Source organism: Lentilactobacillus diolivorans DSM 14421, from assembly GCF_001434255.1.
Taxonomy (GTDB): domain Bacteria; phylum Bacillota; class Bacilli; order Lactobacillales; family Lactobacillaceae; genus Lentilactobacillus; species Lentilactobacillus diolivorans.
Genome location: NZ_AZEY01000020.1, coordinates 180,237 through 202,089, shown reverse-complemented (window position 1 = coordinate 202,089; position 21,853 = coordinate 180,237). Strand labels below are relative to the sequence as shown.

Here is a 21,853-nt window from a genome sequence, read left to right as displayed (position 1 = left end):
AAGTAAATGATTAAGTCCGCGTAAATAAAAGGAGATTCAATATATGGCCGCAAAATATGTATTTACACCAACTCCAATTGAACAACTAAAAGATCAGTACGATTTGGTGATTGTTGGTTCCGGCGCCACCGGTTTGGTTGCTGCTTTACAAGCACATGAACTGGGGGTCAAACCAGTTATTTTCGAAAAGATGGATCGCTTAGGTGGCAATTCGACTCGTGCATCTTCAGGGATGAACGCTGCTGAAACCGATGTTCAATTAAAGCATCATATTGTTGACAGCTACGAAGACTTTTATGAAGACACTTATAAGGGTGGAGGTGGTCTCAACAACACTGATATGCTCCATTACTTTACCAGTCACGGGGCGCTGGCAATTGACTGGTTGGCTGAACACGGCATTCATTTGGATGATCTGACAATTACCGGTGGGATGAAGATTAAACGAACTCATCGACCGGCTAGTATGGCACCTATTGGCAATTTTCTTGTGACTGAATTGTTAAAATTGATTGAGAAGGCTGAAATCCCAGTTTTTGATGACGTTCACGTGGATGAATTGGAAAAAAATGCTGATGTGATTAGCGGTGTTAAGGTAACGTTACCAGATAAAAGTCAAAAGACGATTGATGCTGGGGCGGTTATCTTGGCAACCGGTGGCTTTGGTGCCAGCAAAGACATCATTAAAAAATATCGCCCTGATTTGGTTGACTACAATACGACTAATCAACCAGGTGCAACTGGTGATGGCATCAAACTTGCCGAAGCTGCCGGGGCCGGCTTAGTCGATATGGATCAGATTCAAGTTCATCCAACTGTCCAACAAGATACTGATCATGCCTTCTTAATTGGTGAAGCAACTCGTGGTGAAGGCGCCATTCTGGTTAACGGCGAAGGAAAACGTTTCGTCAATGAATTGGATACCCGTAAAAATGTGACAAATGCCATTAACCAGTTACCTGAAAAGAGTGCCTACCTTATTTTGGATACCGGTATTCGTGCGCATGTGAAGGCAATCGAATTTTATGATCATATTGGTCTGGTTGTTCACGGCAATGATATTGCTGATTTGGCCAAAAATATTAATGTGGATCCAGAGAATTTGGCAGCAACTGTTAAGACATGGAACAAAGCAGTTACTGATCAAAAGGATCCAGAGTTTGGCCGGGCAACTGGAATGGATCGGGATATTGAAAATGGCCCATTCTTTGCGATTCATATTGCACCTGCCGTTCATTATACGATGGGTGGCGTCAAGATTAATCATGATGCCCAAGTCTTAACGGATGACGGTAAAGTGATCCCAGGTTTATTTGCCGGTGGCGAAGTTGCTGGTGGTCTTCACGGCAACAACCGAATTGGTGGTAATTCAATTGCTGAAACAGTTGTCTTTGGCCGTCAGGCTGGGCAACAATCGTACAAGTTTTTACAGAACAAATAAAACAAGGTTGGAGTGAAGTTAGCGCTTTGCCTCTGCCTCATTACTGAGGGAGATATGCGAAATGCAGCATTTAAGTAAAGTAAAGTATTCAAAATTTATTTGGCCGGTTATCATCGGCTTGGCTATTTGGTTGTTAACGCCATTTAAACCGGTTGGAATTCCAGTTGCCGGTTGGCATATGTTAGCGATTTTTGTTGCGACGATCATTGGCTGTATTACCCAGCCACTCCCAATTGGTGCCACGGCACTTTTAGGAATGACGGTAACCGTATTGTTGGGGATCGTTGATATTGATACTGCTACTGCCGGATTTGGAAATAGTACTGTCTGGATGATCGGAATGGCTTACTTCTTGTCACGAGGTTTCATCAAAACCGGTTTTGGTCGACGAGTGGCATTAGTCTTTATTCGGCTATTTGGTAAACGGACGCTTGGATTAGCTTATTCGCTAATTGGTGTTGATTTGGTTACCGCACCGGCGACACCAAGTAATACGGCTCGTTCCGGTGGGATTGTTTTTCCCATCATCGATTCGTTGGCGCACACATATAAATCATTACCAGATGATGAGAGCCGACGGAAGATGGGGGCATACCTGGTATTTTCAGAGTTCCATGGTGACATTATTACGTCAGGAATGTTTATGACTGCCATGGCACCCAACCTGGTTGCCGCAACACTTGCCAAGACGTTACATGTCAATATTCCTTGGATGACTTGGTTCTTAGCTGGTTTAGTTCCCGGAATTATTTGTTTAGCTATTGTTCCCTGGTTGATTTATAAAATGTATCCACCAGAAATTAAGGAGACCCCAAACGCTAAAGAGTGGGCTGACTCAGAATTGGAAAAAATGGGTAAAACCTCTAATCCTGAAAAGTCATGGCCAGCGTCTTCGTTTTAGCATTGGTATTATGGATTTTATCCAGCTTCATCGGTCTGGATGCCGCAACAGTTGCTTTCTTAGCTGTCGGATTGCTCTTGCTTACCGGTGTTCTAACAATGAATGATATTCTTCACGAAACTGGTGCTTGGAATACAATTCTCTGGTTTTCAATCTTGATTTTCATGGCTAATGAATTAAACGCATTGGGCGTTGTCCCTTGGTTATCAAAGTCAATCGGAAGTGCATTAAATGGTGTTAGCTGGATTTGGGTGCTACTAGTTTTGGTTCTTGTCTACTTCTATTCTCACTATCTATTTGCTAGTGGAACGGCACACGTTTCAGCAATGTATTCAGCTTTGCTGGGAGTTGCTATTTCAGCTGGTGCACCAGCACTACTTTCTGCCATTATTTTAGGATTCACGGGTGCAATCTTTGGTTCAACGACTCATTTTGCTAATGGTCCAGCAACCGTTCTCTTTGGTTCCGGATATGTCAAACAAGCTGATTGGTGGAAGATGAATGCCATTTTAGGTCTCTTTTACCTGGTCGTTTGGATTGGAATTGGTGGCCTTTGGATGAAGGTTATCGGCATCTGGTAGCAGCTTGACAATAAGCATTTTATGATCGGTAAAATTAAATAAAACAACATTATCGAGACGAAAGGGGATTGAGACAAAAGTAAAATTTTGTTTTGATCGCCTTTTGTTGTTGCAAGAATTGGCTGGTTTAGCCTTGCGCTGAAAATAAAAATGTAAGAAGGGAACTTATGAAATTTACAACTAGTGACCATGTCGCACTTGATTACACTGATCAAGGTGAAGGCCCCACCATTCTTCTTTTGTCTGGGATTGGTGGCTATAAAGAAGTATTTGAACCAATTATTTCACCACTATTGAGTCATCATTTTCGAGTCATTAATGTTGATGCCAGAAATCAGGGAGCCTCTGAGCATACCATTAGGGGCCGCCGGATGAGTCGTCATGCTATCGATATTAAAGAGCTGCTTGATTCACTAGCTATCGACAAAGTAATCGGAATTGGCAATTCAATGGGGGCCGCAACTCTGTTTGCCTACATCTCATTGTTTGGCGATGACCGTTTTTTGACCATTATTGACATTGATCAAAGCCCTAAAATGATTAGTGATGAGACTTGGCAATTCGGATTCAAGTCTCTGGATTGGTCGAGCTTTCCGGATTATCTCAAATTTCCGTTTGGCAAGGCAGCTGTTCATAAAATTAACGATGATGTGTTTGCGGATATGAAAGCTGCTGCAAAAAAATATCCCTACAACCCGGAAATTAACTATCCATTATTAGTGGATCATGCATTTCAGGATTGGCGGGATATCATTTTAGAACTGAACCGACCTTTATTGATTGTAGCAGGTGAACAGTCACCTTATTTTGATCCGAATTTTGCGGCAACCACTGCCAAAATTGCCAAACGGGCATCGGCTAAGATAATTGCCAATGCCGGTCACTTGGTCATGGCCGAACAACCAGTCGATTTTTTAAAGTTGGCTTTGAAATTCTTAAAACAGAATCATCTCCCGCCAGCTCGGTAATGCTTACAGCCTACGCGGCTAAGAATCTGCAGCATGATTTAATAACCAACAATGATTACTGGGCGATGACAGGATTCTCGTTTTCTTCGAGTAGCACTCGGTTGGCAACGGCTTCATTTGTGACGACCTCTGTAAGCAATTGGCCACGAAGAGCACCTAATAGTGCTCGCGCTTTGAACTTACTTTTAACAATTCCGATTCGATGGGTGGTGGTCATAATATTGTCCACCGAAATACCAAATGTCTTGTCATCGGTCATGTTAAGAATGTTGCCATTAATATCATATGGTCGGCCATAGAGCATCCCGGCAACTTGCTCAAGGTCAACACCTTTAAAGATCTCAGCCTGATGTTGTTTCCAAACCGGAATGGTATCGACGGATGATAAGGTTCCGATTCCGGTAAATAAAAGATCCATTCGAGATGCGGTATTAAATGCCGGGAATAGCGCAGGTTCCTTTTGCAAGGCAATTCGGGCATCATTATTCATGATATAAAGTGGTCCAGGCATGGTTAGATATGGGGCACCAAACTTTGTTGCCGCTTTTTCCACAATGGGGGTGGCACCAGATAATGAATTGTATTTCATGTTATCACCAACAAATTGCGTAAAGACAACATCATCCTTGAACTGGGTTTGAAAATGAGCAATAGTGCTTAAAACAGTATCACCCCATGTGAGCCCCACCACTCGGCTTTTACGAATTAGATTCTGAATTTCTTCAGCGGCATATTCGATAATATTTTCATTGTTGTCATTAGGCGTGTCGGAATCTTTGATAATGAAAGCGTCTCGGATACCAAATTCTTTCTTAAATCGCATTTCCAATTCGAGATTTCGGGTAATTGGTGTTGCCACACTTATCTTAACTAATCCGGATGATAAAGCTTCATCCAATGATTTATTAATCAGGTAGCGGCTAAGATCGTATTTTTGGGATAGTTCAGTTACGGTCATTTTTGAAATATAAAAATCTTGAGCAATATTTGCCAGAAATTCTTGATGTTTAACATCGTTCATGGGTTGTTTCCTCCATTATTGTGTGTGGGAGTAACGGGTATCTCTCGACTTTGCCAGGATCCCAGCCCCATTTGTGTAATCACAATTATTACCAAGAGAAAACGTGCGCCAAAAGGCAACTTCCTGCCGCGTAACCGAATTATCCAAACATTCAAGCCCGGAATATTCGGATAATCCGATTACGCTCTGGAAGTTAACCGCCTTTCGTCCCACTCTCGATTATCCGTGACGATATTGCGGGAAGGGTTACGTTGCCTTAAGTCGGGTTAGCTCACCAGGTACGAGGCATCTTAAAATCATTGAATATATTATAGCACAGCTTTTTAAAAATGAAAGCACACTTTAAATTATTCAACTAATGCGACCTACTCTTTTACAAATATAAAAATATCCCATGTAATTTGAAAAATATAAAAAGATGCAGTAAACTATGAGTGTAGTTTCAATTGAAATGAATCATCAGTCAATTTGGTGAATTAAAGGGAGAAAAAATATATGAATGAAAGAGAAGATATTTTAAGACTTCACGAACTGCATACGGGTGTTTTGGATATTCAATCCGAACTATCCGTTTCTGATCGCAAAGATTTGGGAAAAGCTTACACACCTGGCGTTGCAATTCTTTCAAAGTTAATTGCCAACCATCCTGAGTTGAAGAACCGGTATACTATGAGCGGTAAATTGGTTGCTTTAATCACAGATGGGACTGCCGTTTTAGGCCTTGGCAACATTGGCCCCGCGGGTGGTCTTCCGGTTATTGAAGGCAAAGCGCTTTTGTACAAAGATTTAGCTGGAATCAATGCAATTCCATTGTCGGTTGCCCAAGTTCCCGTTGACGATTTTGTTTCGACCGTGAAAAATATTTCCGGTTCGTTTGCCGGAATTCATTTGGAAGATATTGCGGCGCCACGATGTTTTGAAATTGAGCAAAAGCTTTCAGATGAACTTAATATCCCTGTTTACCATGATGATCAAGAAGGAACGGCAATCGTTGTTTTGGCAGGTTTGATTAACGCCGCCAAAGTAGCTGGGAAATCATTAAATTCATTGAAAGTTGTTATTAATGGTGTTGGGGCTTCTGGTTTGGCCACTGCCAAGTTGTTATTTGAAGCCGGCATTAAGAATTTAACCTTAGTCGATAAGTTTGGCGTTGTCACTGCTCATGATAATCGCTACAATGCTTATCAAACTGACATGGCCGCTAAACTAAATGTGACAGCTGATCTAAAAGACAAGCAATTGACCGATGTGATCGCTAATCAGGATGCCTTCATTGGGTTATCTGATGCCAACTTGATGACGACTGCGGATGTTAATAAGATGGCTGATTCGCCAATTATCTTTGCGCTTGCCAATCCAGATCCGGAGATTGATCCCGAGGATGCTAAAAAAGCTGGTGCCAAAATTATTGCCACTGGCTCAAGTCAATATCCTAACCAAGTTAATAACATCCTCGTCTTTCCAGGATTGTTTAGAGGACTTCTTGCGGCCGGCATTAATCATGTTGGTTATGAACTGCAGACGGTTGTTGCGAATGCACTGGCAGGGATGATTACTAAACCGACTGCCGAAAAAATAATTCCAGGTGTCTTTGATAAAGGCGTTGTCGATACGGTCAGTGCCGCTTTGATTAAGTATGCCAGTGAGCAGGAACAGAACCCCGAATTAGTTTAATGGGAGGTTGTTTGTTGGATGTATGAATCGATTATTCAACTAAACTTACATGATAAGAAAAAACGTGCTGAATGGATGACGTTCATGAAGTCGCTGGGGATTGCCGACTTCAGCGATAAAGAAGTTGACGCGATTGATTTTACCCTCGGTATGTATGATGGTGATCAGCTGGTTGGTACCGGATCAGCTTCTGGGAATGTCTTGAAATACATTGGCGTCTGCAATAAGGGTGTCACGCAAGGGAGTCGATTTAATGCGATTATTAATGCGCTTACCAGCCGGCTTTATCAGGATCAGGTCTTTCATATTCTGGTTTTTACCAAATTGAAGTATTCTGAAAGCTTTCAACATTTAGGCTTCACGGAATTAGCCCACACTGAGCTGGCAGCATTCCTCGAAACGGGCAGTCCGAATCTAACAGATTATTTAGCTGAGCTCCCTAAGATTGATCAGCCGGATCGTCAAAAAATTGCTGGAATTGTCATGAATGCCAATCCGTTTACGAATGGTCATCGATTTTTAGTTGAATCGGCGGCTAAAGAAAGTGATTGGGTTTATGTTTTTGTTGTCAGTACAGATGCTTCTCTGTTCACCACTCAAGAAAGAGTTAAACTAGTGAAGGAGGGGCTTTCCGACTTACAAAATGTGATGGTCGTTGATGGTGGGGCCTACATGGTGAGTTATGCGACCTTTCCATCTTACTTCCTGCCAAGCAATGTGAATAACGTCACGTATCAAACGATGATGGATGCGCGGATTTTTCGAGATCAAATTGCGCCGGCTCTTCACATCGGGACGCGTTATGTCGGAACCGAGCCGCTTTCTAAAACAACCAACATCTATAATCAAACGTTATTAAAGGAATTACCGCCAAAAGTTAATGTTAAAGAAATTCAGCGAAATAAAAATGAGTCTGGCCAATATATCACTGCGACTAATGTTAGAAGGGCCATTCAAGAAGGTGATGTTACTAAAGTCAAGGATTCGTTGCCAACTTCAACTTATCAATTTATTAAGGATCATTTGGGAATACTTCAGTCGCGAATTAAGAAAGGAATGAATATTGATGGAAATTAAGCAAACTGCTGTTGCAGGTACTTTAGAATCATCAGATATCCAAATCATGCTCTCAAAGGGTAATGACGGGATTCAAATTGATTTGGAATCGGATGTAAAAAAACAGTTTGGGGATCAAATTGAATCAGTCATTACTGAAACCTTGAAGAAGTTTGACATTGACAATGCAAAGGTGAAAGCCGTGGATAAAGGTGCCCTTGACTGTGTCATTAAAGCTCGGACAATTGCGGTTGCACAACGGGCATTAAAGACCGCTGATCAACCAGCATGGGAGGTATTGTAAAAATGGCTGATAATGGTGAACGTTTAAGAAGAACAATGATGTTTGTGCCAGGTAATAACCCGGCAATGGTTAAGGATGCCGGGATTTATGGCGCTGATTCAATCATGTTTGACTTGGAAGATGCCGTTTCAATGGCAGAAAAGGATGCTGCCAGAGATTTGGTCTATGAAGCCTTGCAGACACAGGACTATGGCAATGCTGAGCTGGTTGTTCGGGTTAACGGTTCTGACACGCCATACTATGCTAATGACGTGAAGGCAATGGTGAAGGCTGGTGTTGACGTCATTCGCCTGCCCAAGACTGAGGATGCCGGGATGATCGAGGATCTTGAAAAAGATGTCCTTGCTGCCGAAAAACAATTCGGGCGAGAAGAAGGATCAACTCACTTGATGGCCGCAATTGAAAGTGCCAAGGGTGTTTTGAATGCGCCAGAAATTGCCGCTGCTTCTGATCGAATGATTGGGATTGCCCTTTCTGCTGAAGATTACACGACAGATATGAAGACGCATCGTTATCCAGATGGTGCCGAGCTTGAATTTGCACGCAACATGGTCCTTCACGCTGCCAGAGCTGCTGGGATTGCTGCCTTTGATACCGTCTTTACAAATATGGACGATCCGGAAGGCTTTTATCGTGAAACGCGTTACATTCACCAACTTGGTTTTGATGGTAAGTCATTAGTTAACCCACGACAAATTGCTATGGTTAACAAAGTTTATGAACCAACTGAAAAAGAAATTGAAAACGCCAAAAATGTGATTAACGCAATTGAAGAAGCTCGTCGAAAGGGTTCCGGTGTTATTTCAATGAATGGTCAGATGGTCGATCGACCAGTTGTTATGCGGGCGCAACGAGTCATGAAGCTGGCCAAGGCATCCAACTTACTTGATGAGGAGGGAAATTACATTGAAAAATAGTGTAAACCGTGAGTTACCAGATGATTTGATGAAAAAATTAAACTATAAAGATTTTGAAACAACTGATATCGGCCATCCGGACATTCAGCGGGTAGCGCCAAAGGTTCATGTTACCACCGGTAATGATAAGGTCGTTGATTCGATTGAAGATGTCGTTAAAAAAACGGTTAAGGATGGGATGACAATTTCATTTCATCATCATTTCCGAAATGGTGATTTTGTATTCAATAAAGTCATGCGAATTATCATTGACTTGGGCATTAAGGACCTCACGTTGGCACCTTCCTCGTTGACTGGTGTGATGAATGATATGGTGATTGAAGCCATTAAAAAGGGCACCATTACGAATATTACAAGTTCGGGAATGCGTGGCTCATTAGGTGACTTTGTTTCACACGGCGGCTTAAAGAACCCGGTTATTTTCCGGTCCCATGGTAACCGGGCTCGGGCGATTGAGCATGGTGATATTAAAATCGACGTTGCCTTCTTAGGTGTTCCGAATGCTGACAAGTTGGGAAATGCCAACGGGATGCAGGGTGACGCTGTCTTTGGATCACTCGGATATGCGTTAATGGATGCCCAATATGCTGATCGGGTTGTCCTCTTGACTGACAACATCATGCCTTATCCCAATACGCCAGCTTCAATTAAACAGACCCAGGTTGACTATGTTGTGAAAGTCGACAAAGTTGGGGATCCTGACAAGATTGGTTCTGGTGCAACTCGATTTACGAAAGATCCAAAAGAATTAAAGATCGCTTCAACAGTTAATGACGTGATTGTTAATTCGCCATACTTTAAAGACGGCTTTTCATTCCAGACTGGTTCAGGTGGTGCGGCCTTAGCGGTTACCCGGTATCTGCGTCAGGCCATGATTGATAATAAAATTAAGGCTTCGTTTGCTTTGGGTGGCATTACCAAGCCAACCACTGATCTTCTTGATGAGGGACTCGTTTCCCGGGTTATGGATGTTCAAGACTTTGATAAGGGGGCCGCTGAGTCAATGCACACCAACCCCAATCAACAGGAAATCGACGCATCCTGGTATGCGGATCCAGATAATAAGGGTGCGATGGTTGATCAATTGGATGTTGTAATTTTAAGTGCACTGGAGATTGATACTGGTTTCAATGTCAACGTTATGACCGGATCCGATGGGGTCATTCGTGGCGCTGTTGGTGGTCACCAAGATGCTGCAACTGCCAAACTGACCATTATTTCAGCACCTTTGGTTCGTGGTCGAATCGCAACGGTTGTGCCAAAGGTAACGACTAATGTAACGCCAGGTGATTCAGTCGATGTTTTGGTAACCGAATACGGGATTGCGATTAATCCACGACGAAAAGATCTCCAAGAGGCATTTGCCAATTTACCTGGAGTTCCGGTTTACACCATTGAAGAATTGCAAAAGATGGCTGAAGCCAAAGTTGGTAAACCAAAGCCATTGGAATTCACTGATCGAACCGTTGCACTTGTTGAATATCGGGATGGTTCAATTATTGATGCCATTCATGAAGTTAAAGACTAATTATCCATAACTGGCATCAAACAAAAGGGGTTGGGAAAATAATCCCGGCCCTTTTTAATACATAGAACAATTCAGGTTACTTTTGTCGAATACGAGGAGGAAATTCATGAATTCAGTATTTACAACCGGAGAAAAGCAAGACATTGCTGCAATCTTAAATTCTAAGGACGAACGGGCTGCCTTCCAGCGAAAATTACTATCCGATTATCCAGATCAAGCGATTTTGGCGATTAAGTTAAATGTTCCGGGACCGATTAAAAATAATTCAGCACTACTTAAATTATTTGATCGGGGATTTACCCGGCTCGTAACTGAATTACAATGTCACTTTACGACAGTCGAACTAGTTGCCAAGTGGCAAAAATCAACTGGTAATGAGGCATTTCTGATTGTTAACGGCGACCCGACGATGGTTAAAAAATGGGCGGTCGATTTTGAGGATCACGATCGAATTGGCCGTTTGTTTGACGTGGATGTTTTTGGTAATGGCAATCCAATTGCCATTTCCCGCTCTGATTTTAATTTTCCAGCCCGACGCTGTTTTATTTGTGGGCGGCCTGCAAAGGTCTGTGCCAGATCTCGACGGCATTCGGTTACAACACTTCAGACGTTTATTCAACAGCAATTTGACAAAGAATTTTCAACTAATAATGAGGTGAATGACGCCAATGCCAAATAAATTGACAGTTGTTTGTCAACAACATCTTGTTTCGATGGCTCTCGAATCAATGCTTTATGAAGTGTCGGTAAATCCGAAGCCGGGATTGGTTGACCCGATTGATAATGGCACTCATCCCGATATGAACGTGTTCATGTTTATTGATAGCGTACTAAGCTTACGGCCTTATTTTGAGCAATGCGTGGCGGCAGCTCTTCAGTTCAACGACGTTGATTTAACCAAGTTATTTGATGCGATTCGTCCAGCAGGAATTGAGGCTGAAAGAGTGATGTTTAAGGCGACTAGCGGGGTCAATACCCATAAGGGGGCGATCTTTTCACTGGGGATTTTATTAACAGCAACAGCTTATCAACTCAAACAGGGCGGATCGAGACTGAGCGCTCTTTCTAAATTGATTCAGAAAATGTTGGCTAATTTGATTGATCATGATTTTAATCGAAGTGGTTTAACGAGTTCACATCATTTAACGGCCGGGGAGAGACAATTTATCAAATATGGTTTTCTTGGTATTCGGGGTGAAGCTGCTGCCGGCTTTCCAACTGTTTTTGAACATGCCTATCCATTTTTAAAAGAACGAAGCGGATCGATTAATCAACGATTGTTGGATACTCTGCTAAAAATTGTTCAATTTGCCGATGACTCCAATCTCATTAAACGTTCCGGAGATCCCAATATTTTAAACCAGGTTCGAAGGCAGGTTCAACGGTATTTCGACTTAGGCGGTAGTCAAACGATTGATGGTTACCAAAAACTGCTGGCGCTTAATCAAACCTTTAAACAGCAGCACTTAAGTCTTGGTGGGTCAGCTGATTTGTTAATATTAACCATTTTCTTAGGAATTAAGGAAAATACTGTGAACAGTACTCATAATATTGTGTAAAATGAGACTAAGCATTTTATTTTGCTGGCACCGTCTACTTACTTGAGAGGAGATCTTCAAATTGAAAGTAACAGTTCCTTATGGTCAAAGTGATAGTTTCCACATCGATGTTGCTGATAATCAGTTAGTTGGGGTTTTTAATCCAAATAAGGTCAAAGCTGTTAATGGGGATGATGCGATTGATTCAGCATTGAATCATCCCTTTGATAATGAAAGTTTTGATCAATTCATGGACACGGATGAACAGGTCGTTTTCATTGTAAATGATGGGACTCGCCCAACGCCAACAGCCAAAGTTTTAAAACATATTTATCCAAAGATTAAAGATAAGAACATTTTCTTTATTGTAGCAACCGGCGTTCATCGGGAGCCGACTGACAGTGAGTATCGCTTCATTTTTGGCGATGATATTTATGAAGATTTAGTTGCCAAACACCGGCTGCACTGCCATGACAGCCGCCACGATCCAATGGCGTATCTCGGTGACTCATCGAACGGCACCAAAATGTATATCAATAAAATTGTCGCTGATGCCCACAAAGTTGTCCCAATTAGTTCGATTGAGCCCCATTATTTTGCTGGCTATACGGGTGGGCGCAAGTCATTTTTACCGGGAGTTGCGTCGTATGAAACGATCTCAGAAAACCATTACCTGGCACTGCAAGATTCGGCTCGGGCATTAAAATTAAAGGGAAATCCGGTTCATGAAGATATGATGGATGCGATGCAAGTCCTAAATAAAATCGATATTTTTGCAATTGAAATGGTGCTCGACAGTCATCATGATATTTACGCTGTTACAGCAGGGGATTTAAGCAAATCATTTTACGCCGGAATTGATAACGCTAAGGAAGTTTACGGGGTTAAGATTCCGCAAAAAGCCGATATTGTGATTTCAGTAGCACCATACCCAATGGATGTCGACCTTTACCAATCACAAAAGGCGCTTGATAACGGCAAATTAGCATTGAATAAGGGCGGTATTGAAATTTTGGTTGCCAAATGTCGGACCGGGATTGGTCCCAAGCCATTTTATGATCTGCTGAGTTCAGAAAAAGAACCTGAACAGGTTTTAAATAAAATTAAGCATAGTTGGAAGCTGGGATTTCATAAAGCTGCCAAAATGGCTCAAATTGATACCTGGGCCTCAACTTGGGCGGTTACTGACCTGAGTGATGAACAAATGAAAAATGTTCATTTCAAACCTTATCATGATCTCCGATTAGCGTTCAGTGATGCCGTTCAACAAAAAGGGTCAAATGCATCGGTGATTGTCCTACCTGCCGGTTCGATGACGGTTCCTGAGTTGGCTTCGGAGGTAAGTGATGAAAAAGCCTGATATTACGAAAATTTTGGAAGCGGTTGCGGATGGCACTTTATCAGTGAAAGAAGCAACCAAACAACTTGGTCAGAATCAGGCGCAAAATATTGGTTTCGCGGATGTTGATTTAGGTCGAACCCAACGAACCGGTTATCCTGAGACTATTTTTGGATCAGGTAAAAGCGCCAATCAAATTGTTGGCATCATCAATGTTCTTAAGGAACAAGAACCGTGTGTGTTGTGTACGCGAATTGGAAAAAGTAAGGCGGCAAAGATTGTTAAAGCCATCCCCGCAGTTCATTATTTTGAGGAAGCCAAATGTCTGGTTGTCGGTCAAATGCCCAAGCCGATCACTCGAGGTTCGATTGCGATTGTCACAGCAGGGACATCTGATATTCCAGTGGCTGAAGAAGCTGCCGTGACAGCAGAAGTATTTGGTAACCGGGTTGAACGGGTTTTTGACGTCGGGGTTGCCGGGATTCAACGCTTATTTGCGAAATTAGATGTGATTCGCCAGGCCAACGTCATTATCCTCGCGGCCGGAATGGATGGCGCCTTGGCAAGTGTTGTTGGTGGTTTGGTTAGCCAATCGGTGATTGCATTACCCACGAGTATTGGTTATGGCAGTAATTTTCATGGTGTCAGTGCTTTACTGACCATGTTAAATAGTTGTGCGGAAGGTGTCAGTGTTGTCAATATTGACAACGGATTTGGCGCAGCATATTGCGCAAGTGTGATCAATCGAAATAATTAGCGGGTTGTGCAATCAGTGATTATGATCGAATTTATTGAGGAGATGGTCAGTCAATGCGAACGTTATATTTAGATGCTTTTTCCGGAATTAGTGGTGATATGATGATTGGCGTCCTTTTAGACTTGGGGGTCAAGATTGAAGACCTTAAGGCTGAATTACAGAAACTTCACCTAACGGGTTATTCACTATCCGCGCAAAAGAAACCTAAGAATGCCATATATGGCACCGACTTTGATGTTGTCCTTGACCATGGCAGCAAGGATACCGGTTTCGTCGAACATCACCACGATCATCACCATGGCGGTGCCCGACATCTAACAGAGATTTTAACCATTATCAAAAATAGTGACTTGTCTGAAAAGATTAAGCGCCAAGCAAGTGGCATTTTTACTGAGATTGGCAAGGCTGAGTCGCAAGTTCACCAAGTCCCGTTAAACGAGGTTCATTTCCATGAAGTCGGGGCTTTAGATTCAATTGTTGACATCGTAGGAAGTTGTATTGCGCTCGACTTGTTACATGTTGATCATATTAAATGTTCAACAATTAGTGACGGCAGTGGTTTTATTAACGTTGCTCACGGACAGATGCCGGTCCCTGTTCCCGCTGTGATGCAAATGCGGGTTGGAACAAGTATTCCGATTAAGCAACGAACCGATGTCCATACCGAATTGATTACGCCGACCGGAATGGGGATTATTAAGGTTCTGGTGGATTCGTTTGGCACAATTAGTGAAACTGAAGCGGTTGAAAAAGTTGGCTACGGATTTGGTAAACGGGATACGGGTGGATTTAATGCGCTGCGGGCCATGATTCTTGATCGATCGGCGAGTAGGCGCACCATAGCGACTACCCATGATCAAGTGGCTGTCCTTAAAGCAAATCTGGATAATCAAACCGGTGAGAGTTTAGGGTACGCCGCAAAGCGACTGTTTGAAGCCGGCGCACTGGATGTCTTCTTGACGCCGATTCAAATGAAAAAAGGTCGACCCGGCCAACTGTTAACGGTAATTGCATCAGCTAATCAAGTCACGAAGTTTACCCAGTTGATTTTAAAGAATACGGCGACAAAGGGAGTTCGTTATCAGATTGTCAAACGCACCATTATGCAGCGTAAGGAAATTGTTTTACCAACCGATTATGGCGATGTTCATTTAAAAATTGCCCAATTTAATGGCATGGTTAAAGCGACCCCTGAATACGACGATGTTGCCCATTTTGCCATGCAAAGTGGGGAAACTTTTGATTATATTCAAACAAGGCTGCAGGCACTAATTGATACCAAAATTAGTTAAACTGATTTGTAAACAGATTAGTTATCGTCTCCAAACAAGTAAATGAAGGGAAGCAGATTATAATGGTTATGACAAAAATTGACAGCAAGCACGTTCAACTTGAAAATGAATTAAGAAAAATGGGCAAGGTAGTGGTTGCTTTTTCTGGTGGTATCGACAGTACTGTAGTTCTGGATACGGCGATTAAAACATTGGGTAAGGATAATGTGCTGGCAGTGATTGCCAACTCAATTTTGTTTAGCGATGATGAGTTCGAAAAAGCCATTCATTTGGCAAACCAACTGGGGGCAACGATTCGGACAATTGAAATTGATTATTTAAGCGAGGAACACGTTGCACATAATACGCCCGATAGTTGGTATTATGCGAAAAAGTTATTTTATAATCAATTAACTCAAATTAAAGACCAGTTGGGGTATCGGTTTGTGATTGATGGCATGATCATGGATGACTTGAACGACTACCGACCCGGATTGCGGGCTCGTGATGAAGCGGGTGCTAAGAGTCCACTTGAAATGGCAAAATTCTATAAATCGGATGTTCGTCATTTGGCGCAGCAATCCCATCTGGAAAATTGGTCTAAAGTTCCCTCATGTAGTGTGGCGTCACGATTTCCGTATGGCACGACATTAACTGAGGCATTGATTAACCGAGTGATGCTTTCGGAGAAATATCTGCGCAACCTTGGATTTTCAACTGTCCGAGTTCGCAATCATGGTGATGTTGCCAGAATCGAAGTGCCTCAATCCGATATCGAGGCCTTGATTAATCAACGAGAACAGATTAATCATCAACTTAAGCAATACGGCTATGGCTTTGTGGCAATGGACTTGGGCGGTTTTGTCAGTGGACATATGAATGAGCAGTTATCACATGAGCAGTTAGCAAAATTTTAGAGCAGGGGGGAATTACTGGTGGCTTATCAGCTCGTCCTTTTTGACATTGATGGGACATTGGTTGATAGTTTTGCAGCTTATCGACAAACAATGCAGGCCATCTTGCCAGCGTTTCATCAATCGGCGACAGTTGCAGCCTTACGTGAAACATTTTCGATGAGTATTGATGATGAAATGGCGGCTTTAAAGATTCCCGTCAATCAAAAAAGCGGATTGCTGGCCGCCTATGATCGAGAAACGAAACGTGCCAATCATCGTGAACCATTATTTCCTGGAATTATCGACATGCTGGATCAGTTGCGAAGGTATCGAATTCAGGTGGGAGTGGTGACGTCACGTCTAGATGCGGATATTACCAATCTTGATCCCAATGTTTTTTTAAATCGAATGGCGATTATCGTCACTGCAGATCAAGTGCCATATCCCAAACCGGATCCCAGGCCACTCCAATTTGCGTTAGATCAATTAAGTGTTCAACCGCAGGAGTCATTGTATGTTGGGGATGCCGGTAATGATGAAGTGGCTGCTAAAGCAGCTAACGTTGATTTCGGAGCTGCCTTATGGGGAAATTCCGAAGTACCCTTTTTACGGCCCAACTATCATTTTTATCATCCCAAAGACGTGATTGACGTTGCATTATCGAAATAAGGCTTTTTAATATCCTTGACAAAGTCGATATAAGCCTGTAAGTTATATTTAAATTAAAAAATGCCGAGATTAGTCTAAGTAGATTCTAATTATCAGAGATCATTCAAATGCTGAAAGAATGAGCAGAGTCGAAACACAGCTAATAGCAGATCAATTGAAAGGCAGGTTTTTATTAGATTGATCCGGATAAAACATCGTTAATGTTTTAAGTTTATTAAACTTACTGAGGCAATTGTCGTGAGGCTGTTGTAAATCAGAGGTGGAACAGCGAAATGTCGCCCTCTCAAAGAAATGATTTTCTTTGGGAGGGCTTTTTTATCGTCATAGGAGGGGAATTTAACATGCAAATGAAATGGATTGTTGGCTGGTTAATCTTAATGAGTGGGATTGGATTAACGGGTTGTGGTAATGCTTCAAAAAATCAATCATCTTCACAAAAGGCAAGTGTGATGGAGCCGGCTGATATTGAATCACTTGATTCGTCAATGATTACCGATGTTGGTGCGTTAGAAACGGTTAATAATTCTCAAGAGGGATTGTATCGAATGAAAAACAGTACAACGGTCGAACCTGGTTTAGCCACTAAGATTGTTAAGCCAACACAAAACGGGACTGTCTATACCTTTCATTTGAGGAAAAACTTAAAGTGGAGTAACGGCGATCCATTAACTGCTAATGATTTTGTTTACGCTTGGCGGCGAACAGTGACCCCAGCAACCAAAGCACCTGATTCATATATGTATTTGCCGATTAAGAATGCGGCAGCGATTGAAAAAGGAAAATTATCACCAACTAAGCTCGGGGTAACAGCAATAAACGCGACAACGTTTCGGGTTGAACTCGCACGAGTGACGCCGTATTTTAAATATTTGTGTGCGTCAGTGCCATTTTTACCCCAGAATCCCAAGGTTGTTCAAAAATATGGCAAGGCATATGGAACGGCCGCTGATAAAACCGTTTATGATGGGCCATTTATTGTGAGGGGTTGGTCACCCTCCGTTAGTAACTGGACCTTAAAACGGAATCCGAACTATTGGGATAAAAAGGCCGTGAAATTAAGAACAGTGCAGTTTTCAACGGTTAAGAGTCCTCAGACTGCACTGTCACTTTATCAATCTGGTAAACTTGATAACATCACTTTAGCAGGCCAACAAGCCGCCCATGAGAAAAATAACAAGGGATATATTAGCTACTCACATGGTGAAACCGATTATATTGCCTATAACTTTCGGAACCGAGCGTTAAGAAATCTTAATATTCGTCGGGCAATTTCGTTAACGATTAATCGTCAAAGCTTAGTTAATAATGTTTTGAAAAATGGTTCAAAAGCCCCAACCGGACTGGTGCCTGAAGAAATTTCCCAAAATCCGGCAAATGGTAAAGACTTTGCGAGCGACACCAAGTCTCAAACCGCAGTTGCTTATAATCCCCAGTTGGCGAAAAAACTCTGGCAAAAGGGTTTATCCCAGCTATATCTAAAAAAGCTGTCTTTGAACCTTGTTTGCTACGATGTTGATTCTTTCCGAAATTCGGCTGAATTTATTCAATCTTCAGCTGAAAAGAACTTGAAGGGGTTGTCGATTCATATTAACGTTGAACCCAAAGTTCAGGCGATTACCAAGATGCAAAGTAAGAAAGGCTACGACTTGGGTTTCACCAATTGGATTGCGTCGTATCCAGAGCTTAATGAGTTTTTCCAATTGTTAAATACTGGCAATGCTAATAATGCCGGCAATTATAGTAATAAGCAGTATGATACCTATTACGATCGTGCTAACGGTGTCGATTCGTTAAATGCTAAAAAACGGTATCAGGATTTTCAGAAGGCTGAATTAATTGCCATGAAGGACCAGGCTATTTTAGCTGTTAATCAAGGCCAAATGGCGCGATTAAATAATCCAGAGTTGAAAGGTGTTTCATACGCTGCTGCTTCTGGCATTTCATTAAAGAATGCCTACAAAGTATCTAAATAGTTTGGAGGAATCAGTCATGATAGAAACTAAAATTAAATTGAACCAATCACAAATGAAACGGGATTTTGATTATTTGCATGCCAACGCTGAAACTGCCTTTAATGAGGTGAAAACAACTGAATACCTTGCTGGGGAACTTGATAACATGGGGATTACCTATGAGCGTTTTGATCACATGACTGGTTTGATTGCAACATTGGGAAGCGGACATCCGGTAATCGGTATGCGGGCTGATATTGATGCTTTGAAGCAACACTATCAAGGAAAAACAGGTGTCTTTCATTCTTGCGGGCATGATGCGCATATGACGATTGTTTTGGCGGTTGCAAGGTATTTTCAGGAAAATCCGCAGGAACTTTCCGGGACTTTAAAATTAATTTTTCAGCCTGCCGAAGAAACAGTGACTGGTGCCGAAAAAGTGATTAAAAGTGGCAAGCTTGGTAAATTAGATTATTTGTATGGGTTACACGTTTGCCCGGAATCGGAAGTCGCCGACCACCAAGCCGAACCAATTATTTTAGATGCGGCCACTAGGACGTTATGGGTAACCATCAAAGGGCGAACCGCCCATGCCGGTAAGCCACAATTGGGCGCCAATGTGATTGATGCATTTAGCGAAATTAACCAACAACTTCGACAAATTTCATTGGATACTGCCGAACCCTATTCAGTAACTGCGACGATGTTTCATGCCGGTGAATCGTCTAATATCGTTCCGGATAACGGGACATTTGCACTTGATTACCGTACTCGAACCAACGAATTGATGGCAGTCCTTCAGGAGAAAATTTTTGCAATCCTCAAAGGGGTTGAAAAAGACGGCATCCAAATCACCATCGATGGTAACGACTTTTCACCAGCTGCCATTCCAAGTGAAAAGGCAATTGCAAACATGAAAACGGCTATTGTAAATGTTTTGGGGCAGTCAGGATTAGTTGAGCCGGTTGTGACACCGGGTGGGGATGATTTTCATTTTTATGCTTATGACAAAGCAGCAAAAAATTCCACGATGCTGGGTCTTGGCTGTGGGCTGAAGCCTGGTTTGCACATTCCGGCAATGACCTTTAACCACGATGCAATTTTGGCTGGTGCGCGAATGATGATCGACGCTGTTCGGGTGACTAAGTGAGTGAAAGGGTTCAAAGGGACAATGAAAGTCGGATTTGTGTGAAAGAACTTTTTTATTGAGATTACGGCTAATTCATTAACAATTTTCCATGTTGACGCAGCTGCCTCTTGAAGTCTAATTGCTTTGATAAAATGCATTTTGGGCATATACTGTTTTCGATGAAGTTGGGAAGCGTTTTGAAAGGCGCCTTCAAAGTACGCTTCAACTTGAATCGTTTCTGTAGATATCTGATTTGTATTCTAGGGAGGAACATTAATATGGTAAAAATTGGAATTAATGGCTTCGGTCGAATTGGTCGTTTAATTCTTCGACGAATTTTAGAAGTTGGCGATCCTAATATTGAAGTTGTTGCGATTAATGATTTAACAACGCCGTCAATGTTGGCATATCTTTTTAAATATGACACAACTCACGGCACCTCACCATACGATGTAAGTGCCACAGATGATTCAATTATTGTTGATGGTCATAAATATCGTGTGTATGCAGAACGTGATGCTTCCCAAATTCCATGGGTAAAAAACGATGGTGTTGAGCTGGTTCTTGAATGTACCGGTTTCTATACTTCGAAAGAAAAGTCTCAAGCCCATCTTGATGCCGGTGTTAAACGAGTCTTAATTTCAGCACCCGCAGGTCCAATGAAGACGATTGTTTATGGTGTCAATGATGACACTTTGGACGCCAACGACCAGATTGTTTCGGCCGGCTCATGTACGACTAATGCGTTGGCGCCATTAGCCTATTATCTGAACAAGGAATTTGGCGTTGAAGTGGGCACGATGACAACCATTCATGCCTTTACGAGTTCACAAATGATTCTTGACGGTCCTAAAGGGAAGAAAGCTCGTCCTAACCGAACCGCTTCTGCTAATACGATTCCTCATTCCACTGGTGCTGCTAAAGCAATTGGCTTGGTTATTCCTGAATTGGATGGTCATTTAAATGGTCATGCACAGCGAGTGGCTGTCATTGATGGTTCAATTTGTGAATTAGTGACTGTTTTGAAGACTAAGGGCGTTACAGCGGATCAAATTAATGCTGCGATTAAGCCTTACACTGAAAATAATGACTCGTTTGGCTGGAACGATGACGAAATTGTATCATCAGATATTATCGGTGATACCCACGGGGCAGTCTATGACCCAACGTTAACCGAAGTTACCACGAATGGCGATTTTCAAATTGTTAAGACCGCAACTTGGTATGACAATGAATATGGTTTTGTTTCAAACATGGTTCGAACTGCTAAGGCATTCGGCGAAAAATAATAAACTAAACCATTTTTTTAAGTAAAAAAATGTAATCGGGGCTGGGACAAAAGTAATTTTGTCCCAGCCCCGTTTTGTATAATCACGATTATTACCGAGTGGAAAAGTGTACCAAAAGGCAACCTCCAGAGGATAACCGGCTTTCGTCCCACTCTCTTTTGATTTTACGAATTGTGAACTACTTGAAGGTCATTTTAAAAATTTAGCTAACAAAATGAGTAAAATGTGTTATCTTTAAATAGTAATCAATACTATTTAAAGAAGTTGGAGGTTTTATCATGGCATCATATGAAATTGGTCGGCCGAATGAAGAAAAGTATCAGGATTTAATTTATGGAATGGTTTTTCTTGGCAACCAGAGCGTTCTGGCACGAACTGTAGACGACCCTGTCAAAGATGAGGAAATGTATCTGCATCATAATGGTGACAATATGACGTTATATCAAGAATCCCGTCGGGGTATTAAGATTTTGCTTAACTCATTGGATGGCGTGACAACCGTTTTATCCAATTATCCAATCAAGCAAAATGATAAAGGTGCTCTTTACATTGCTCACCCTTCCATTCCCAGTGATTTGACTCCGGTTCAAATTCAAGAATTATTTATCAGTTAATTTGCAAT

The 21,853-nt window shown here is 42.0% G+C and carries 19 protein-coding genes and 1 pseudogene; 19 read left to right on the top strand and 1 reads right to left on the bottom strand.

Annotated elements, in window-relative coordinates:
* The first annotated feature begins 43 nt into the window (after positions 1 to 43).
* The 3 genes and pseudogenes from FC85_RS02340 to FC85_RS02330 all read left to right on the top strand — a co-directional run bounded on the left by FC85_RS02340 (position 44) and on the right by FC85_RS02330 (position 3,891).
* Entirely contained in the window at positions 44 to 1,441 is a 1,398-nt protein-coding gene (locus tag FC85_RS02340; RefSeq protein WP_057863957.1) for a flavocytochrome c, read from the top strand.
* Positions 1,442 to 1,502: 61 nt separating this feature from the next.
* A pseudogene (locus tag FC85_RS02335) lies at positions 1,503 to 2,923 on the top strand (DASS family sodium-coupled anion symporter).
* Positions 2,924 to 3,090: 167 nt separating this feature from the next.
* Complete coding sequence (locus FC85_RS02330) at positions 3,091 to 3,891, top strand: alpha/beta fold hydrolase (protein ID WP_057863956.1); 801 nt, start codon at positions 3,091 to 3,093, stop codon at positions 3,889 to 3,891.
* A gap of 55 nt (positions 3,892 to 3,946) precedes the next feature.
* On the opposite strand, the gene FC85_RS02325 is transcribed toward FC85_RS02330, so the two are convergent.
* A complete protein-coding gene (locus FC85_RS02325; RefSeq protein ID WP_057863955.1) occupies positions 3,947 to 4,912 on the bottom strand; it encodes a sugar-binding transcriptional regulator in 966 nt (321 codons plus the stop codon).
* A gap of 495 nt (positions 4,913 to 5,407) precedes the next feature.
* Between FC85_RS02325 and FC85_RS02320 the strand changes: the two genes are divergently transcribed.
* The 16 genes from FC85_RS02320 to FC85_RS02245 all read left to right on the top strand — a co-directional run bounded on the left by FC85_RS02320 (position 5,408) and on the right by FC85_RS02245 (position 21,845).
* A complete protein-coding gene (locus FC85_RS02320; RefSeq protein ID WP_057863954.1) occupies positions 5,408 to 6,586 on the top strand; it encodes an NAD(P)-dependent malic enzyme in 1,179 nt (392 codons plus the stop codon).
* Between the two features lie 18 nt (positions 6,587 to 6,604).
* Positions 6,605 to 7,663 (top strand): [citrate (pro-3S)-lyase] ligase, encoded by a 1,059-nt coding sequence (citC, locus tag FC85_RS02315; RefSeq protein ID WP_057863953.1) that lies wholly within the window; start codon positions 6,605 to 6,607, stop codon positions 7,661 to 7,663.
* Positions 7,653 to 7,946: a citrate lyase acyl carrier protein gene (citD, locus tag FC85_RS02310; RefSeq protein WP_057863952.1), complete on the top strand. Its 294-nt coding sequence runs from the start codon at positions 7,653 to 7,655 to the stop codon at positions 7,944 to 7,946. Before citC ends, citD begins: the two co-directional genes overlap by 11 nt.
* A gap of 2 nt (positions 7,947 to 7,948) precedes the next feature.
* Positions 7,949 to 8,863: a citrate (pro-3S)-lyase subunit beta gene (gene citE, locus FC85_RS02305; RefSeq protein WP_057863951.1), complete on the top strand. Its 915-nt coding sequence runs from the start codon at positions 7,949 to 7,951 to the stop codon at positions 8,861 to 8,863.
* On the top strand, positions 8,853 to 10,391 hold the full coding sequence (citF, locus tag FC85_RS02300) for a citrate lyase subunit alpha (RefSeq protein ID WP_057863950.1): 1,539 nt from the start codon (positions 8,853 to 8,855) through the stop codon (positions 10,389 to 10,391). The genes citE and citF overlap by 11 nt, the downstream gene beginning before the upstream one ends.
* A gap of 106 nt (positions 10,392 to 10,497) precedes the next feature.
* Positions 10,498 to 11,070 carry a citrate lyase holo-[acyl-carrier protein] synthase gene (citX, locus tag FC85_RS02295; protein ID WP_083484875.1) on the top strand — a complete coding sequence of 191 codons (573 nt, stop codon included), beginning with the start codon at positions 10,498 to 10,500 and terminating at the stop codon, positions 11,068 to 11,070.
* On the top strand, positions 11,060 to 11,950 hold the full coding sequence (gene citG, locus FC85_RS02290) for a triphosphoribosyl-dephospho-CoA synthase CitG (protein WP_057863949.1): 891 nt from the start codon (positions 11,060 to 11,062) through the stop codon (positions 11,948 to 11,950). Before citX ends, citG begins: the two co-directional genes overlap by 11 nt.
* Positions 11,951 to 12,011: 61 nt before the next feature.
* Entirely contained in the window at positions 12,012 to 13,289 is a 1,278-nt protein-coding gene (locus tag FC85_RS02285) for a lactate racemase domain-containing protein (protein WP_057863948.1), read from the top strand.
* Positions 13,276 to 14,025 (top strand): nickel pincer cofactor biosynthesis protein LarB, encoded by a 750-nt coding sequence (larB, locus tag FC85_RS02280; protein WP_057863947.1) that lies wholly within the window; start codon positions 13,276 to 13,278, stop codon positions 14,023 to 14,025. The genes FC85_RS02285 and larB overlap by 14 nt, the downstream gene beginning before the upstream one ends.
* A 53-nt stretch (positions 14,026 to 14,078) precedes the next feature.
* Positions 14,079 to 15,317 carry a nickel pincer cofactor biosynthesis protein LarC gene (gene larC, locus FC85_RS15360; RefSeq protein ID WP_083484873.1) on the top strand — a complete coding sequence of 413 codons (1,239 nt, stop codon included), beginning with the start codon at positions 14,079 to 14,081 and terminating at the stop codon, positions 15,315 to 15,317.
* A 68-nt stretch (positions 15,318 to 15,385) separates the two neighbouring features.
* Positions 15,386 to 16,213, top strand: a complete 828-nt coding sequence (gene larE, locus FC85_RS02270; RefSeq protein WP_083484883.1) for an ATP-dependent sacrificial sulfur transferase LarE — start codon at positions 15,386 to 15,388, stop codon at positions 16,211 to 16,213.
* Positions 16,214 to 16,231: 18 nt separating this feature from the next.
* The gene (locus tag FC85_RS02265) at positions 16,232 to 16,861 is read left to right on the top strand and encodes an HAD family hydrolase (RefSeq protein WP_057863945.1); all 630 of its coding nucleotides are present in this window, start codon (positions 16,232 to 16,234) and stop codon (positions 16,859 to 16,861) included.
* 341 nt (positions 16,862 to 17,202) lie between these two features.
* Positions 17,203 to 18,834: a peptide ABC transporter substrate-binding protein gene (locus FC85_RS02260; RefSeq protein WP_057863944.1), complete on the top strand. Its 1,632-nt coding sequence runs from the start codon at positions 17,203 to 17,205 to the stop codon at positions 18,832 to 18,834.
* Between the two features lie 16 nt (positions 18,835 to 18,850).
* Positions 18,851 to 19,963 (top strand): amidohydrolase, encoded by a 1,113-nt coding sequence (locus FC85_RS02255; protein ID WP_057863943.1) that lies wholly within the window; start codon positions 18,851 to 18,853, stop codon positions 19,961 to 19,963.
* 257 nt (positions 19,964 to 20,220) lie between these two features.
* Positions 20,221 to 21,231 carry a type I glyceraldehyde-3-phosphate dehydrogenase gene (gene gap, locus FC85_RS02250; protein WP_057863942.1) on the top strand — a complete coding sequence of 337 codons (1,011 nt, stop codon included), beginning with the start codon at positions 20,221 to 20,223 and terminating at the stop codon, positions 21,229 to 21,231.
* Positions 21,232 to 21,509: 278 nt separating this feature from the next.
* Positions 21,510 to 21,845: a hypothetical protein gene (locus FC85_RS02245; RefSeq protein ID WP_057863941.1), complete on the top strand. Its 336-nt coding sequence runs from the start codon at positions 21,510 to 21,512 to the stop codon at positions 21,843 to 21,845.
* Positions 21,846 to 21,853 lie beyond the last annotated feature (8 nt).